The 17495-nt window shown below is 38.0% G+C and carries 12 protein-coding genes; 10 read left to right on the top strand and 2 right to left on the bottom strand.

The genetic code is table 11. The features are described 5' to 3' along the window. Positions 1 to 59 precede the first annotated feature (59 nt). Positions 60 to 1577, bottom strand: a complete 1518-nt coding sequence (locus ACFSGI_RS21310) for a hypothetical protein (protein ID WP_204826208.1) — start codon at positions 1575 to 1577, stop codon at positions 60 to 62. Between the two features lie 16 nt (positions 1578 to 1593). Next, positions 1594 to 1983, bottom strand: a complete 390-nt coding sequence (locus ACFSGI_RS21315; protein WP_204826209.1) for a DUF4280 domain-containing protein — start codon at positions 1981 to 1983, stop codon at positions 1594 to 1596. 197 nt (positions 1984 to 2180) lie between these two features. On the opposite strand from ACFSGI_RS21315, the gene ACFSGI_RS21320 reads away from it, so the two are divergent. The 10 genes from ACFSGI_RS21320 to ACFSGI_RS21365 all read left to right on the top strand — a co-directional run bounded on the left by ACFSGI_RS21320 (position 2181) and on the right by ACFSGI_RS21365 (position 17446). Further along, positions 2181 to 5000, top strand: a complete 2820-nt coding sequence (locus ACFSGI_RS21320; RefSeq protein ID WP_204826210.1) for a HAMP domain-containing protein — start codon at positions 2181 to 2183, stop codon at positions 4998 to 5000. 43 nt (positions 5001 to 5043) lie between these two features. Then, positions 5044 to 6189 (top strand): toxin C-terminal domain-containing protein, encoded by a 1146-nt coding sequence (locus ACFSGI_RS21325; protein ID WP_204826211.1) that lies wholly within the window; start codon positions 5044 to 5046, stop codon positions 6187 to 6189. A gap of 5 nt (positions 6190 to 6194) precedes the next feature. Then, positions 6195 to 6707 (top strand): hypothetical protein, encoded by a 513-nt coding sequence (locus tag ACFSGI_RS21330; RefSeq protein WP_204826212.1) that lies wholly within the window; start codon positions 6195 to 6197, stop codon positions 6705 to 6707. Between the two features lie 133 nt (positions 6708 to 6840). Continuing rightward, complete coding sequence (locus tag ACFSGI_RS21335) at positions 6841 to 7596, top strand: NAD-dependent epimerase/dehydratase family protein (RefSeq protein ID WP_379284332.1); 756 nt, start codon at positions 6841 to 6843, stop codon at positions 7594 to 7596. A gap of 172 nt (positions 7597 to 7768) precedes the next feature. Next, complete coding sequence (locus tag ACFSGI_RS21340; protein ID WP_204826213.1) at positions 7769 to 8443, top strand: ThuA domain-containing protein; 675 nt, start codon at positions 7769 to 7771, stop codon at positions 8441 to 8443. Positions 8444 to 8680: 237 nt separating this feature from the next. Next, positions 8681 to 9001 (top strand): phasin family protein, encoded by a 321-nt coding sequence (locus ACFSGI_RS21345; RefSeq protein WP_204826214.1) that lies wholly within the window; start codon positions 8681 to 8683, stop codon positions 8999 to 9001. Between the two features lies 1 nt (position 9002). After that, positions 9003 to 10673 (top strand): ABC1 kinase family protein, encoded by a 1671-nt coding sequence (locus tag ACFSGI_RS21350; protein WP_204826330.1) that lies wholly within the window; start codon positions 9003 to 9005, stop codon positions 10671 to 10673. Between the two features lie 323 nt (positions 10674 to 10996). Then, the gene (locus ACFSGI_RS21355; protein ID WP_204826215.1) at positions 10997 to 11941 is read left to right on the top strand and encodes a copper amine oxidase N-terminal domain-containing protein; all 945 of its coding nucleotides are present in this window, start codon (positions 10997 to 10999) and stop codon (positions 11939 to 11941) included. Position 11942: 1 nt separating this feature from the next. Beyond that, positions 11943 to 15656, top strand: coding sequence for a DUF5704 domain-containing protein (locus tag ACFSGI_RS21360; protein WP_204826216.1), 3714 nt, complete (start codon positions 11943 to 11945; stop codon positions 15654 to 15656). Between the two features lie 248 nt (positions 15657 to 15904). Beyond that, entirely contained in the window at positions 15905 to 17446 is a 1542-nt protein-coding gene (locus ACFSGI_RS21365) for a SulP family inorganic anion transporter (RefSeq protein WP_204826217.1), read from the top strand. The last annotated feature ends 49 nt before the right edge of the window (positions 17447 to 17495 follow it).

Below are 17495 nucleotides of genomic sequence, written 5' to 3' on the forward strand. Positions count from 1 at the left end.
TAAGCAGGCTTGAACAGCCCAAATATAGAGTAGTGCAAATCGTATTTTTTAGCTCTATTTTAAGAATTTGGTGGAACTTGTGTAACATCTGCACTTTGTAAGCCTTCCTGCTCTTTCTGTTTTTCGCCAAAGTGGAAACCATAAATAATATCATCCTCTATAAAATAAAAGGATTTTTTGCTTACATCTTGGGTTCTTTGACGATCGGTAAGTTTGCGATTTTCTTCATCTACATTATTCTCATACAATATCATTGCCATATCAGGATCATTGAGTGTGACAGCAGAGACTGTTGCATTTGTTCCTTTGACACCAATCTGAAAAATTAAATGTAAATCTGGATAGTCGAGATAAGCAGGTAGTAACCCTTCGGGTGTAATCGGAGCTGCTGTTCCTCCTGTAGTTATAGCTGCATAAGTGTCATTAGATATACTAGGTGGGATCGTTCCTGCAGCGGGTGTTACGGGTACAGTATTAGCATTGGTAGTGCCGATTGCTTGTGGTTGTTTCAAAATAGGACGAATAGTCGCTGGATCACCTAGTATATTTTGAACTTCTTTACGAGAAAGTCCGAGAAATTGTTTAGGATCGATTTGACCTTTAGCAAAAAAACCTTTGTATCGAATCAGCTTATCTTTACCATATAAAGTACCAATACCATCGTATTTGTTATTACGAAATTGCCCTTCATACAAAGCTTCGCCTTGTGAATTGTTAAGTTTTCCTTGTCCATTATATTGACCTTGAAGAAATGTACCTTCATATAAATTGATCCCTTGAGAGGTATATAGTATTCCTTGTCCCTGACGTTTTCCAAGAGCAAAGTTACCTTTATACAGAGCCACTCCTTTATCATTGTAATCAACGCCAGCACCATCATATAATCCATTTTGAAAAGCACCAGTATAGATCATTTTACCGTTGTTGTTATATTTAGTGCCGGTGCCATTAAAAACGTTATTGTTGAATTGCCCTTCATAAATAAGCATAGAGCGATCATTGTATAGTTTCCCTGTACCATCACGTAATTGATTAATAAATGTACCTTCATATTTTATACTACCGTCATCATAGTATTGAATTCCTGTACCACTATAACGCCCTTCTGCAAATTGACCTTTATAAATCAACTTCCCTTGATCATTAAATTGACTACCTGTCCCTTGTTTTTGCCCTTTAACAAATTGCCCATCGTAAATGACTTGTTGATCTAAAAAAATCTTACCATCGCCATCATATTGTCCATCTACAAATGCACCGCGATACAGTAATTCTTTATTTTTAGGATTATCATACAATTGTGCATTGCCTGTAAATGTTTTGGCTTTATTGGTATTTTCATAAAGATCTTGCCAACGTCCAAATCGGCTATAGGGGAAAAAGATTAATAATAGAATCAATACAATAAGTAGAAGAATAGCAGCTAAGAGCCATTTTTTACTTACAAAATAATGACCAATCTTAGTATACTGACGGATACTGCGGGGATCACTTTCCCAAGCGCCTTTTACCCATTCCCCTGTTTTAGTTGCTGTTTCTTTCGTCCATTTTTTTACAGGTTCAAAAGAGAGTTCCAATATCGCAACCTCCTATTTATGGAATCATAACTGTGGTTTGGGCAGGTTGAATAATAGAGATCATTCCACCCCAATTGCATAAACATTTGGAATTATTGCTAAGAGCAGGCATATTAGCGACTTGAACAGTAGGAGAGCCAGGAGACCACGGAACTGAAATAACTGGCATACATGGCATAGGCGTAAGAACACCCAATGCAGCAGCTGTAGCGGCAGCGACTTGAGGATTGCTAGGAGAGGTACACATTGCAAAAGGCGCAATATTTAGAATCGGTTTATTATCCATAATGGTAGCCATCGGCATAGAATTGGCGAATACAGCACTGGTAGGAATAACACTCAGAACAGAAGGAGCGACACCGAATGAACATTGTAATGTGGCACCGTGACATACACCTAAACTCATTATATGACCTCCTGATCAATCAGAATAGACATTCATTATTGATTTAAGTAAATTTTTATTTTTTCAAAAAGTGATATGCCTTTAGATGTAAAATTTTCCTTTTTATATGGTACTATGAATAGGTGATAATCGGCAATAAGAAGTTAGCAGATGGATATAATTGAAGAGGTTATTTCATTTATAGGAGTGATATAAGGATGAATCCTATCCGCAGATGGCTTGTACTTACAGGTTTATGTGTGATCCTGTTAACGAGTAGTTTGATTACGTACACCTACATGCATCTGCTAGAATTGCCTTTGTTTTCAAATCGAATTGATCTTGAAAATATTAATAGTGTTGTTACCGATCAAGAAGGAAACACATATGTACTTGATAAACAGCAACGTATTTTAGAATGGAATCCTAGTGGGAAAATCGACTTAATTGTAGATGCCCATGATAATTGGTTACAACGAAATGTACTACTGAGGGACGAACAAGAATTTACTCAACTACGTAAAATTACAATAGATGAGCAAGGTAATATGTATGTATCTCGAAGCCACTTTTCACGTAATCGAGTCTTTTTACAATCAGAAGATATTATTCGTTATACTCCTAGTGGTAAGCCAGAAGGTGAGCCGTTATATACTCGTACTTATGATCCTCCTTTAGAACATACAGCAGGTCAATTAACTGCGCTGATGATCTCAGGCGATAGTCTATACTTTTACGAAATGAATGAAATAGGCTTATTATTACGTCAGCTTGAGCTTAAAAATAATACAATGACAGAAGTGCTTCAAATTAAAATTCCTCAAACGATCGGAATTCAAAACGTATCTGGTTGGCAATCTGGTCATATTTATTTCACAAGTAAAAGTGGAGCCGTCTACCAGGTAGGCACTTCTAATGATCTATCCAAAATAACTTCTAACATTATTAAATTACCCCAAAGCGATGGAGTAGGTAAATACCCTTACCGTATAGGTGTATCTTCGAATCAACAATTATATGTAGGCGATATAGGACAGCAAAAAATTATCCGCTTTCCGATAGGTAATAAAAATGTAGAGCAAAACATACCTGCTGTCTGGTTGGATGAATCCCAATTAAAGGAATTTGGTCATGATACCGTTCTTAACGACATTAGTAGCATGGGCGTAGGTAGAGATGGGACAGTAACTATCGGTGCTGTTGATGCGGTGATTCAAGCCAATGAAAATGGAGAAAACGTAAGAGTGATTTACCAGCCTGAAATGTCAGGATATATGTTGCTGAAATTATGGGGAGTACGGTTATGTGCATTACTGATTGTAATTTCACTTCTATGGATTGTTAGGCATATTTATATTCACATGATGAACCGTAAAGTTTCAATTCTGATTAAGCAGTTGCTTGCTTTTCTAATAGTATTAACCATTTTACTTAATTATTTTTCCAGTAAAGTGACAGAGCGAATTACTCAAGATTTACAGTCGCAGATTCGGGAAAAGCTTAATCTAGCTATTTACCTGAGTACCAATCAACTACCGTTATCAGAGATGCAAGCTCTGCAAGAACCACAAGATTTTAAAAGTCAGACTTACTTAGCCATGAGTATGCAAAACGAACGCATCTTATCGGGTACAGATAATACAACAATGAAAGAATTCTACAGCGAGTTATACACTTATCGAGCAGGTAAATTGTATATTTTGACAGACTATGGTGATCCTGTAGGTCCCTTTTATCCTGTAGCTCTAAACGATCAATATCAAAAAGTACTACAAGGAGAAACGATTTATAATGAAGAAACGGATCGAGATGGCTCTTGGCTAGAAGCAGTAGGACCGATTTACGATCAAAATCGCAATATTATTGGTATGCATGAAATTGGCGTATCTGCAGAAAGTCTACATGCCAAAACAGACCTCCTTTATAATCAAATGTTCAAATTGATTGCGATATCAGCACCGATCACAGCTATTTTGTTTTCAATATTAACTATGTTTATTATGTCTTCGATTCGTAAGCTACGAGCTAGTGCAGCTGAAATGGCAGCGGGTCATTGGGGGACGAGGGTTCATATTGGAGGTGTAAGAGATGAGATCAACGAACTTGGAGATCAATTCAATACGATGGCATCTCAGATTGAACAATATATCAGTAATATTCAGTTACTGAGTCATTCCTATTATCGCTTTGTACCGAAGCCTTTTCTTGACTTTCTTGGTAAAAAAGATATGACCGAAGTAGCGTTGGGTAATCAAGTAGAAAAAGAAATGTGTATGATGATATGCAGTATTCGTTCTTTTTACCAGCATACTAAAGGGATGGAGACGACCGAAATCTTCGATTTGATCAATCTATTTCTAGGTAGTGCAGGACCCCGCATTCGTCATGCTGGTGGAATTATTAACGATTATGCGGATGCCAGTCTATTCAGTCTTTTTCCTAGATGGACAGAAGATGCAATGGAAGCAGCTTTATCGATTCGTGGACGCTTGAATGAATATAATCTAGAGCAATTAGCGGTTGGTGGTCGTACTCTGGATGTAGGTATCGTTATTCATCGTGGTAATCTATTATTGGGTGTAGTGGGTGAAGAAGAACGAATGGCAAATGCAGTTATTTCCGAAGATGTAAATACTGTTTTTGAATTAGAGCGGTTGAGTCAGCAATTAGGTGTGAGTATCTTAATCACTGCTGAAGTGTACGAAGCGTTAGAACAAAAGCATCATTACGGTATTCGTGATCTAGGAGATATCCAGCCAAGTGTAGATGAACATACGATGCGTCTATATGAGGTCTATGATGGAGATGCGGAAGATCAACGCCGTTTAAAAGCAAGAACATTAGAGACGTTTGAGCAAGGACTAACTTATTTCAGAGATGGAAGATTTTTGGAAGCTCGTACTGCCTTTCTCCAGATTATTCGGCAAAATGCTAAAGATGAAGCAGCCAAATTATACTTTTATCTAAGTGATGAATACTATAGTCGAGGTGCAGACGAAGGCTGGCATGGACAGTTGAAAATGTTGGGGACAGCCTAATGATCGGGTGATCATTCATTTTTAAATATAAGGAGGAATTACAATGCGTTCATCCAAATCGAACGATTCATTAAGCAGCGTTTCTAAGTCTTACACTGATTCTCCTACAGTAAAAGCTTATCCAGAACGTCAGTCTATTCCATTAGAATTATCTTCTAACACAGCAGTATCTAATCTATCTCCTGCTCAATTGATGCAGATGCAACAGACGATAGGCAACCAAGCAGTTATACAACAGATGAAGTCACTAGCGAATGAATCTATCATACAAAATGAGGCTGTTGTTCAACGAGTACAAGAACCTGCTCTGACTCCTAATGAGACTGGTATGTCAGACACTCTCAAGCAAGGTATTGAAAGTATGTCAGGCTTAGATATGTCTGATGTACGTGTCCATCGCAACTCGTCTGCACCTGCACAGATCAATGCACTTGCCTATGCACAGGGAACCGATATTCATCTAGGTCCCGGACAAGAACAGCATCTCCCTCATGAAGCATGGCATGTCGTACAACAAAAACAAGGACGTGTTCAACCAACGATGCAGTTGATGCAAGGATTACCTGTGAACGATGATGAAGGTCTAGAACGTGAAGCGACAGAACTGGGGAATCAGGCTTTGCAAAGAACTGATATAGAAAAAAAATCAAATACTATTTCAGAAGACTTGGCTATACAGCGCATGGAGATTAATTCACAATCATATTCGAATTTTGTGACAAATAAAAATATTAATAATAGCAGTGTCTTTCAAGGAATGTTTAGAAGATTTTTTCCAAGAATTTATACAAATTCAACTAAATTACTAAACAACTATCCATTAACAAACAACTATCCATTAACAAACAACTATGCATTAACAAATAATTATGTGAGAAATATGTCTACAAAGAAAGATAGATTAGGTGAAAAAAATGAATCCAATACTACAAAAGACAGCAATGAAGAACAAACACAAATAAGTCATCAATATAAAGCTGAAAAGCTCGGGTTTGTAAAAACGAATTATAGGTCGCACGGTCAAGCTGTTTATAAAGGCCAAAATGAGGGGAAGAAAGTGTTTATTTCGTTTGATGTAGATGGTCATATAGGAGGTTATTGGAAAATGGCTACGTCTGTCGAAGGTTTAAGAAACAAAGAAAGTCGCATGGGAACTTATGATGCTGAATTAAACAGAATGGGAGATTGATTGATATGAACAGCTGGAGGGTCACAAAATACAACCCTACAAAAAGAAATGATAAGGGATATTATCAAGATGAAGAATGGACAGCTTATTCAGATATTAATAAGATATATAATGCAAAAGAATTTACTTTGAGCAACTATTTAGAAGTAGAAAATAATTACACTAAAGCTATAAAAGTTTTCATGGAAGAATCTGAAGTGTCTTGTTTTAAAATAGTTGATGTAGAAAAAAGTGATATAAATTCTATTTTAGAAGATCCTTATTCGACACCTAGTATGATAGAAATTTTTCGTTCAGTAGAAGAAAAAGAAATTATTAAGGAATCAAAAGTTTTTGATCTATGTAAGTTGATTCTTCGTGGTTATTTATGGGGAAAATTGAGTAATTCTAAAATGTTTGTTCATTTCGGCTATGATTATTATATGTATATTGGATTAGAGAAGAATGATTTTAATAGATTTAACGATATTGAAAATTTGGGTCTATTTATAGAAGAACTTGATTCACCTTATAATTAGTCAATTTTTTGAAAAGCAAGTTAAATCTAAAGTGTTTTTTTAATAAGTCAAAAAATTTGTTTATATTAAGTTTACGAACAAATTATATAGTTTGGTAAGTTACATCACTTGGATACAGAATCGGAGCTGAATTATGAATATCCTTATCACTGGAGCGGCTGGCAAAATTGGCAGTGAACTGACCGCTTATTTACAAGATAAATTCCAATTACGTCTGGCTGATCTGTATATCGATCGATTACAGAATTACCAGAATACGAAGCACGAGATCATCACCCTCAATATCACTGATCCAGAAGCCTGTCAGCAAGCATGTAAAGGAATTCATACTATCATCCATTTAGCAGGTGATCCTTTGCCAGATTCAGGATTCTACGAATCATTATTAGATAACAATATCAAAGGTACATTTAATATCTTCCGTGCCGCCAAAGATCAAGGGGTACAGCGAGTGATTCTAGCAAGTAGCGCACAGACGATCGAAGGCTATCCCATCGATGCACAGATTTATCCCGATACACCGACAAGACCACGTAATCTGTATGGAGTCAGCAAATGTTTTGGCGAATCGTTAGCTTCGTATTTTGCCTATACCGAAGGGCTACAGAGTATAGCGATTCGTATTGGAGCCTATGATGATTTCAAGGAAGAGGGGCCGACACTTGAAGCACGTGATATGAGCGCTTATCTTAGTCCAGCAGATATGTGTGATCTATTTTATAAATCGATGATAGCTACTGATCTTGAGCCTTTTACGATCCTTCATGGCATCTCGGATAATCGGTTTAAGCGTCTGAATCTAGAAGATACCAAAAAGAAAGTGCATTATGCTCCCAAGTCTGATGCATTCGCGCTTAGTCATATTCCGTTGTACGATAGTCCGCGTTAATATCAAATAAGCGAATACCTGATTCTATCTATCGTTTCTCTTTTCTCGTACTTGAATACAAATAAAATGTAATTAAATATATTTGTTTGTCGGATTTTTGCAAGAAAAGGGTAATCATACATAAGAAGCGGAATTTCTGTCGACACTCTATGTAAAGGAGATTACTTGTCTTATGAAAGTACAACCTGATCGCAAAACTTACATCAAGCAAGCTATTTTAATTGGAGATTATCATCAAGAAGCACCATATCACCCACTAGAACCAATTGAAAAAGAGATTCGTAAGCTGATGCCTGAAGGCTGGGAATTACATGTAACTGATGACTACGATATGTTCACTGCTGAACGTTTGGAAGCTTATGATCTGTGTATTTCGTATACAGATACGTTTGACAAAAAGTTCAGTGTTGAACATACCGCAGGCATTATCTCATATGTTGTGAATGGTGGCGGATTATTAATTATCCATGCAGGCGTATCAATGCAAGAACAGCGTCATGAGATGAAGTTGTTAATGGGGGCAGTCTACCGCGGACATACCGATTATCAGCAGTTGGATATGTGTGTATCTTCACCAAGTCATCCGATTATGAAAGGTATTTCTTCTTTTTCGATGGATGAAGAACCCTATGAGTTTTCGTTACTATCGGCAGCAGAACGTACGATATTAATGGAGTATAATCTGGATGGAACCACATGGCCAGCAGCATGGTGTTCTCAGTATGGTTTAGGTCGAATAGTGTATTTGATGCCAGGACATCATGCAGCTTCTTTTGAGTATCCCGAGTATCGCAAAATTGTAGTGCAAAGTATGCTTTGGGGTGCTGGTCTGGATACTGAACATTAGAATATATCTTTACAGATCTGTAGAGCAACCTATTTAGCCATATCAATCATAGAGTATATACAGAAATTAGGCATATCTGCTTTTAGACGTTATACTAATAACAGATCGAAAAAGACATGGGCATGTTGCCATGAGTCGGTCATAAACAAGTGACCGGACTATGGCAATGTGCAGGGCTTCTGTTTGGTAAAGAATACTTGTATTAATGAATGAAAGTATACAACAGGAGGAATGAAAATGAGCGATTTATTCAAAAGAGCAGTCTCGTTAGGTCTTGGACTTACGATTGTAAGTAAAGAAAAAGTAGAAAAAACGGTAGAAGATTTAGTAAAACGTGGAGAATTGGCTCCTTCTGAATCCCGTGCATTGGTGAACAAGCTAATGGATCGTGGAGAAGAAGAACAGAACCAAGTGAAAACATGGATTCGTGGACAAGTTCAGAAAGTGCTAACTGAACTGGAAGTGCCAACAAAGGAAACAACAGAACAATTGAATGAGCGGATTACGGTTCTAGAGAAGCGTGTTGCCGAACTGGAATCACCGCAACAACCGGAATAAGATGGCTCTTCATATCCGGCATGCCGGAAGGTATAGAGAAATAGCCATGGCGCTCATGCGTCATGGCTTTGGTTATATGGTCGAGGAACTCGGATTACACCAGATGCTAGCGATTCCGCTTCGACTGGCACGTCGTGAAGTACACGGTATTCGCACGCTAGGAGAACGTATCCGTCTGGTACTTGAAGAACTAGGCCCTACTTTTGTAAAGTTAGGTCAGCTTGCTAGTACACGCTCTGATCTTTTACCTGAAAATATTGTTAAAGAATTAACCAAGTTACAAGAACAAGTCCCTCCATTTCCTGCCACCGAAGCACGCAAGATTATCGAGTTAGAGCTAGGATTGCCGATCGAAGAAGTATTTGAATCATTTGAAGATGTACCTGTAGCGGCAGCTTCTATCGGACAGGTTCATTTGGGTACGTTACATTCGGGTGAAAAAGTAGCGATTAAAGTACAGCGTCCTGGCGTATCACGCATCATCAATCGTGATTTGGAAATTTTGCGTGATCTGACAGGGTTAATCAAAAAGCATATGGAATGGGCTTCTCAATATCAACTAGAAGAAATCGTTGAAGAATTTGCCAAGTCGATGCGTGAAGAATTAGATTACAGTGTTGAAGGACGTAATATGGAGCGGATAGCGAGTCAATTTGAACGTGATCGGAATATCCATATTCCTGTGACATACTGGAATTATACTTCTGCGCGTGTATTGACGATGGAATATATCGACGGGATTGCTTTGGGTAAACGAGAAGAGATTATAGAGCAAGGATTAGACTTGGGAAATGTTGCGCAACATCTGGTCGATTCGATGTTGCAACAGATTTTTATCGACGGTTTTTTCCATGCCGATCCGCATCCAGGCAATCTGCTTGCTTTGCGTGATGGACGAATTGCTTTTCTTGATTTTGGATTGATGGGACGACTGAGTAGTGAAATGAAAAGTCATCTGACAGCCCTCATTATCGCGTTGTTACGTAAAAATACAGACAGTATGATTCGTGCGGTGATGAGGCTAGGTTTTGTACCGGAAGATGTGAATATGTCTGCATTGCGCAGTGATTTTGAACGTATGCGAGAGCAGTATTATGATGTTCCTTTTTCTCGTATTAATTTAGGTAGTGCATTGAACGAAATGTTTGATGTTGTGCGCCGTTACCGGATCGGGATTCCACCGGATTTGACGTTACTGGGCAAATCATTGATTACACTTGAAGGTGTCATCGAACGATTAGATCCATCGCTTAGTATTTTGAGTATGGCAGAGCCTTTTGGACGTAAGTTGTTACGAGATAAATATGCACCTAGTAAAGTTCGTCAACGTATTACAGACGGGGCATTGCACGCAGTAGAAATGCTAACTGATCTGCCGAGGCAAGCGTCAGAATTATCTCGTATGATTCGGACTGGTAAAATGCGTATAGAAGTCAGCGTGCCTGAAGTTAAAGATATGATGCAAAAAATGGATCAGATCAGTAACCGATTGGCATTTAGTATAGTTTTGCTGGCTTTTAGTATTATTATGGTTGGTCTGATTATCGGTTCATCGTTACGGGATCAGACACCTATTCTATGGGGATTCCCTGTAGTCGAGATTGGGTTTGTGATAGCTACATTAATGGTTATTTGGCTGTTTTATGCTATTTTCAAATCAGGTCGGTTTTAGAAGAAACTTTATGATTTGTGATTTACAGATTTCAAATGGTATGGTATTCTTTCTGAGTCGATATACTTATAAAGATATAATTTAATACCTACTTGTTCGTAAAGCATACGGGCTACTCCTTTTTTTAGGGAGTAGTCCGTTTTTTTTATGTAATTTATTTATATGCTCTCTATAGGTATCGAATACAAAGGTGATTATTTTTCCAAATTCAGCTATAAAGATTAGGTCTTGGAAGAAAGTGAATTATCTTTTATAATAAAATTTGTAGTTCTTAAGATACATATTAGTCTATAATGCCTATATTTTATTCAGGGGGAAAGAAAATGAAAAAGAAAATGATGACTGTACTTGCGGCAACGATGTTATTTACAGGAGTAAGCGCAACTATGCCTAAAGTAGATGCGGCGACCAATAAACCACAAATCGAAGTGCTACTGGATGCTAGAAAAATGGCATTTCCAGATGCCAAACCTTTTCAAGACGATAGCAATGCTGTCATGGTGCCTATTCGATTTGTATCTGAAAAATTAGGTGCTAAAGTAGGCTGGAGTAAAGCTGGAGGGAAACAGATCGTTACTTTGAAAACTGATAAACACAGTGTAGCGATGACAGTCGGTTCAGCTACAGCAGTCGTAGATGGTGAGAGTAAGACGTATGATAGTAAGATTATTTTGAAGCAAAGTCGCACGTTTGTACCGCTACGTCTGGTAAGTGAAGGATTAGGACAGACAGTGAATTGGGATCAGATTGGCAAGTGGGTGTGGATTGGAAGTAAAAAAGCTCCAACAGTTGATGAGTTAAACTTAAAACCACAATCAATTGAACCTTATAGAACGTATTTTTCTTCAATGAGAAATAATTTTTATTTTATGAAAAGCCATGGAAAGATCCCTTATACTGGTGTTGTTAATGTCAAGTTCGATGATTTACCAGCCGTAACTATTGATGATGTCTCTATTTACAGCATGGAGCTCTATACTAGAGGAGATGTTGAATATTTAAAGGTTCGTTCGACTGGAAGCACTAACAATATTCTTTTCCTTACAGCAAAAGGAGATGGTCGATATCGTATGCCAAGAGAAGACATGACTAAAAAAAATGCGGATGGTACCGAGTACAACTTTTACGAAATCTATTCAAGAGCTGATGTCGACTTAGATGGAATCATTGATAAAAAACATTTGTCTATGGAAGATATTAAATATATTAACTTGATTAATGCTTCTAATACTAATTTGGTTCTTATAACTAATCCTTGGAGAAACTAATATGGCTTCGAGCTTATTTAAATATCGCGCTTTTATTTCTGTAGTTTTATTAATTATATTCTCAATTCCAACTTTAATATTCCCAGCGAATCATAATTCTTTTGCTGCTGAATCAAATAATGCTGTTACACCAGTTAGTTTTTATAAAAATAAAGAAGATAACGCAACAGATGCAAACTATCGTTATTTTGTAGGTATGATGTACTTTGATATGTGGTTCGGAAATACTTGGGATTTAGGCAAACAACCTCAAGTAGGGGACTTTGGAGAGGCCGCTCAGGACTATATTTTTAAGTTCCCTAATCGTAAAATAAAAAGTATAACTGCGGAACAATTTGAACCTACTACTCAAAACCTAGTTTATTTTAATGCCTCTCGTACTGATTCTTGGAAAACTTATGAGGAAGTTGTATCTAATGGAGGAGAAGAAAACAAACTATCATTTTCTACCTCTGGAATTGGAACAGACACTGCCTCAATCCCATTTAAAATTAAAATGAAATTGAATACCGATTCTGGAAAGACTAAAAATATTACTGGAGATTGTGGAGATCGTTGTAATGAGGGAGTTAAAGGTTATCGGATATATGCTCCCGTTTTATTCACAATCGAACTGGATTCAGAATTAAAAGTTTACTACAAAACTAAGGATGGGAAATCTCTCAATGATGTTTTCCCTCCTCGCATCGAAGAGATGAAACCAGGTACTGAGTATGATCTTACTCATCCAGAAAATGAAAAGTACAAGTATATCGGCTATAAAAAGAGTACTACCGGTGAAGACCCTACAGGTGAAATGCTAACAGGCGATCCACCTAAATTCAAATACACAGGCTCTTTTGAGAAGTATATTGCTTATCAGTATTATGATGCAATTACAGATCCATGTGAGCTTGATCCTGATGCAGAAGGATGTACTGTACCTCCAGAGCCTCCAAAAGAAGATAGTCTTTGCGAATATACAATCTTGCCACCGTCTGTGAAAACGACAACCAATAAATCACTATTAAATCCACAAGCTCAAGGTCATATTTTAGCAGATGACAATACTAACGATCGCCATTTTGATGCGACACGGGCAATACCGACTTCTGAGCATTTATATGCCAATGCATGGGGCTATAATTATTTGTTCCAGCATGCCTTTGATAACATGGATGGACAAGTAGAATACAAATGTAAAGTCAAAGTAGTGTATAAGCTCAAGTGGAAAGAAAAACGCGGAAGTGGAGATAATGAACGTTGGGTTTCTAAATCAGATACAGATATCAAGACATATCATTTTTCGTACACAAGAGACTATGATTACTGGAAAATTAAAGTACTTGAAGTACTTGGTCTGGATAAAGCAACAATGTCTAACTATGCTCTACCTGGTGGAAAAGTCTCTATACCTACGACTGGTTATACTCTACCTAACTTGAAGCAAGAACACAGTGATAAAGTGGAAGACCATGTTAAACCCGATGACAACGTTCCAGTAAAATACAGCCCACCAACATTAGATGGCGGTAAACAGGGTCGTCCAAGAGTACCAAATGATGAGTCAAAATTAAAACGTATTGCCGAAGGTAATACAGATGATGCAGAAGTAAGAAATGATGCTATTCAGTTTTCTTTCAATAACAAAGATACCGAAGTGATGAATGGGGAATGGATTCTAAAAACAGCTCCTACGCCTAAAGAAATCCCAGTACCAAGTCAAATTCGATCATTCAAAGATTCCAGCGAAAAAGTATTATATGTAGGTTCACAGCTTATTAGTAGCAAGCTTATCAACAAAGCCAATACAACAGCAACAGGAACGATCTTTTACAAGATGTTAGAGCAGCATGTAAATGGTAGCGGAGATCAGAATTTTCCGATCACAGGCATTAATACAGTAACCGTACATACACCTGTTGTAAATTACTCACTTGTCTCGGATGACCAGAAGCATAATCAGAAAACAATACCGGATCTATACAGTTCTGCTTTAATTTTAGATCGTCCTTTTTCTGTACGAATTCCTACAACCGGACAGCATGTTACGTATCCTGGTTATGGTAATCGGGATTATGCAAAGTATATCCGTACCAAACAAGTACAATTTCCATTCGATGTGTATAACAAGGAACAGACGACATTTATTCCGAAAAACACATGGGTAGATGTGCCAGTGACGCAGTTAGATACTTTTTTCTTTTTGCCGGTATGGGTAGATGAAGGGAAATATCAGATACTGTTTCGGACGATAGCTGAAAATGCACCTTCTTCTTTTACAGTACAACACAATGCGAATGTGACTTTGGACAATCATGTTGCTGTTGAAAGTGTACCTGTTGATGTGATTGGTCGAGTGTACGATTTTCATATTACAGATATTGCTGATTATTCATGGCAAATTGTTTTCCGTCCATGGGAAAATATAGATGTACCTGATCATGCTTCCTATTGGGTAGGTGCAAATGGAATTGATGGTGCACCACGCGGAAATACTACACCTTATGTACTTCCTGTTCGTCAGGGTAGTCATCCATTTTATCGTAATCTAGCAGTCAAAACAGGCTATCATTTCAAATTCGATCTCAAAACCAAAGGCAATATGTTTGGAGCACAAGACAGTATACGGATTACACCAACGTTTAGCTATGTTCCGCGGCAGGGTGGAACTCCTTTTCCAGTGGATTTGTATTATTCGACAGCTACAGAAAATATTATAAAGATCGGTTCACCACAAGATAAAGTACAGCGATATACTATTTTGAATGATCCTTTGCGAAATGTACCTGCGGATGAATTGAAAAATACAGCGCTCTATATGTATGATCTGTTGCTACAACAAACTCAAACTTCTCAACAGAATGAACAGATGCCAAGCAATACCAGTACGACAACTGGTGTTACAACAAGCTCTCCAAGTTCATCTACTTCTTCGATATGGAAAGTTATTCTGGAACGTGCGACCACTTCGCTATGGCAAAATCTTACGGGGATGTCATGGGAAATAACAGCACAGCAGTTACAAGCTTTAGCACAAAAAGTGTACCAAGATAACGGAGTTTCCTATTCAAACGGATCTTCTGCGGTATCTGTATCAGCTTCATCATCAGGAAATAACATCGTATCCCCTGGTAATGCAGAAGAAGCTGTTCAAATGTTCCAAAAAGCTAGTCGTATACGCAAAGTAAATGTAGGAACGTTTACTCAACTATTGTTGACTCAACCACTACGTACTTTGATAGGGCCACAGACTGACTTGCCAGAAGGAAATGATACGATGCGTTCATTAGCAGCGGTACAGAAATGGTATGGAGAATATAGTCTACCTGCGGATATTCTAGTGGTGAAGCAAGGCACAGCGTTAGAACAATTTGCAGGATCGACGAGTACGAATCGGAAGCAGACAGCAGAAGGCGACTCTACTGATACTAATATTCAATCGAATCCAGCGTATAGCAGCTCTAAAGGATTAGATGAACACTCTTCTATATTTCTGAAGGATGGTTATATTGTGGTTAACTTTAATATAGAAACGATTCAAAACAATGATTTGCAGAAACCACATTTGCAATATATTAATGCTCCACTGATGAACCAATGGCAACTGGAAGGATTTCAAAAGCAATTTGTGGATCCGTGGGGATTTGAATTTCAGTTAAAAGATGGAGACGTATTATTTTATCATGCCAATAAAGGAAGTCGAAGTGATTTCCAATCTTCGGTAACACATTAATCGATTCAACTACAGATGAACCTCTAACAAGATATTTTACATTCAGCAAAAAAGATGTAGGTTTTATAGAGAAAATTTTGTATAATAAAAATCTATCTGTACCTACGGCTCCTGTTTTCCCGCGAGAGGAAAGCAATCTATTTAGTTGAATTTAATATCATAATGAATACTGTCTGCGATATTCGTTCGGAAAGTTTGTTAACGTCCGGGCAGATTCGTTATGTTCCAAACAAGGAAAGAGGATGATCATGAATCTACAACAACAATGGTTTGGTAATATTCGCGGAGATCTTCTTGCGGGTATTACGGTAGCCTTGGCTCTTATTCCCGAAGCGATCGGATTCTCGATTATTGCTGGTGTTGATCCGATGGTTGGATTATATGCTTCAATCTGTATCGCAATCGTTATTTCTATTGCAGGTGGACGCAGCGGGATGATCTCGGCGGCTACAGGTGCAATGGCAGTACTGGTAGTTGATCTTGTACGCGATCATGGTGTCGAGTATTTATTCGCAGCCACGATTTTGGCAGGTATTTTTCAGGTATTACTCGGCTGGTTTAAGATCGGGCGATTTATTACCTTTATCCCTCAATCGGTAATGACTGGATTTGTTAACGCACTGGCGATTGTTATTTTTATGGCACAATTGCCGCAGTTTGTTGGGGCGAACTGGATAATGTATGCAATGGTCATAGGAACGCTGGCGATTGTTTATATTTTGCCACGATTTACAAAAGCAGTACCTGCACCATTGGTTGCGATTATTGTCATGTCATTATTAACGTATTTTCTTCATCTGGATGTACGTAAAGTAGGCGATATGGGGCAATTATCAAACCAACCACCTGTTTTCCATTTGCCAATGATCGATGTATCTCTGGATATGTTGTTGATTATTTTACCGTATTCGATTTCGCTTGCTTTTGTCGGTCTACTGGAATCGCTGTTAACGGCAACGATATTAGATGAAATGACAGATAGCAAAAGCGACAAAAATCGGGAAGCGCGCGGACAAGGGATTGCTAATATCGTCAATGGATTTTTTGGTGGTATGGCAGGTTGTGCGATGATCGGACAATCAGTTATTAATATCAAATCAGGTGGACGTGGAAGATTGTCTACATTAACTGCTGGTGTGTTTTTACTATTCTTATTATTAGTGCTTGGTAATATTGTACGTGAAGCACCGATGGGTGCTCTTGTGGGTGTAATGGTCATGGTATCAATCGGTACATTTAGCTGGCGATCGTTAGTAACGATTCATAAGATTCCTTTATCAGAAGCAGTTATTATGGTGACCGTAGTGGCGATTGTTGTAGCTACCGACAACCTCTCAATCGGTGTCGGTGTGGGTGTAGTAATGAGTGCATTACTATTTGGATGGAAAATGTCTCGTATCCATATTACTTCAACAACGCAATCAGGCAATATTATTTCTAATCCTGATCTATTGAACAAGGTAGAACAGACGACAACTTCTTCTATAGAACAAAGTACAGTAGAATCCCAACAGTTAGAACAGGTAAAAGTCTATGAAGTGAGTGGCCCGATGTTTTTCGGAACGATGAGTTACTTTGTAGATCAATTTGTACCGACTGATGATCCAGCACAGATTGTGATCGATTTTACTCGTTCGCATATTTGGGATCATTCGGCTGTAATCGGGATTACGAAAGTCAAAGAAAAGTACAAAGCAGTGAACAAAGAAGTGCATATTCGCGGCTTAAATGAAGAAAGTCGTCTCCTGCTTGAAAAATTAGGAACAACTGCATTGTCTTCAGGACATTGACGTAACTAGAAATAAGCGGTATATTGACGCTAGAGCAGTTTATCCAAAA

Source organism: Paenibacillus nicotianae, assembly GCF_042681745.1.
Taxonomy (GTDB): Bacteria; Bacillota; Bacilli; order Paenibacillales; family Paenibacillaceae; genus Saccharibacillus; species Saccharibacillus nicotianae.

Excerpts from the sequence above, each read along its gene's own strand:
- ACFSGI_RS21315 (WP_204826209.1), bottom strand. The coding sequence starts at position 1,983 with ATGAGTTTAGGTGTATGTCACGGTGCCACATTACAATGTTCATTCGGT.
- ACFSGI_RS21320 (WP_204826210.1), top strand. The coding sequence starts at position 2,181 with ATGAATCCTATCCGCAGATGGCTTGTACTTACAGGTTTATGTGTGATC.
- ACFSGI_RS21325 (WP_204826211.1), top strand. The coding sequence starts at position 5,044 with ATGCGTTCATCCAAATCGAACGATTCATTAAGCAGCGTTTCTAAGTCT.
- ACFSGI_RS21330 (WP_204826212.1), top strand. The coding sequence starts at position 6,195 with ATGAACAGCTGGAGGGTCACAAAATACAACCCTACAAAAAGAAATGAT.
- ACFSGI_RS21335 (WP_379284332.1), top strand. The coding sequence starts at position 6,841 with ATGAATATCCTTATCACTGGAGCGGCTGGCAAAATTGGCAGTGAACTG.
- ACFSGI_RS21340 (WP_204826213.1), top strand. The coding sequence starts at position 7,769 with ATGAAAGTACAACCTGATCGCAAAACTTACATCAAGCAAGCTATTTTA.
- ACFSGI_RS21345 (WP_204826214.1), top strand. The coding sequence starts at position 8,681 with ATGAGCGATTTATTCAAAAGAGCAGTCTCGTTAGGTCTTGGACTTACG.
- ACFSGI_RS21350 (WP_204826330.1), top strand. The coding sequence starts at position 9,003 with ATGGCTCTTCATATCCGGCATGCCGGAAGGTATAGAGAAATAGCCATG.
- ACFSGI_RS21355 (WP_204826215.1), top strand. The coding sequence starts at position 10,997 with ATGAAAAAGAAAATGATGACTGTACTTGCGGCAACGATGTTATTTACA.
- ACFSGI_RS21360 (WP_204826216.1), top strand. The coding sequence starts at position 11,943 with ATGGCTTCGAGCTTATTTAAATATCGCGCTTTTATTTCTGTAGTTTTA.
- ACFSGI_RS21365 (WP_204826217.1), top strand. The coding sequence starts at position 15,905 with ATGAATCTACAACAACAATGGTTTGGTAATATTCGCGGAGATCTTCTT.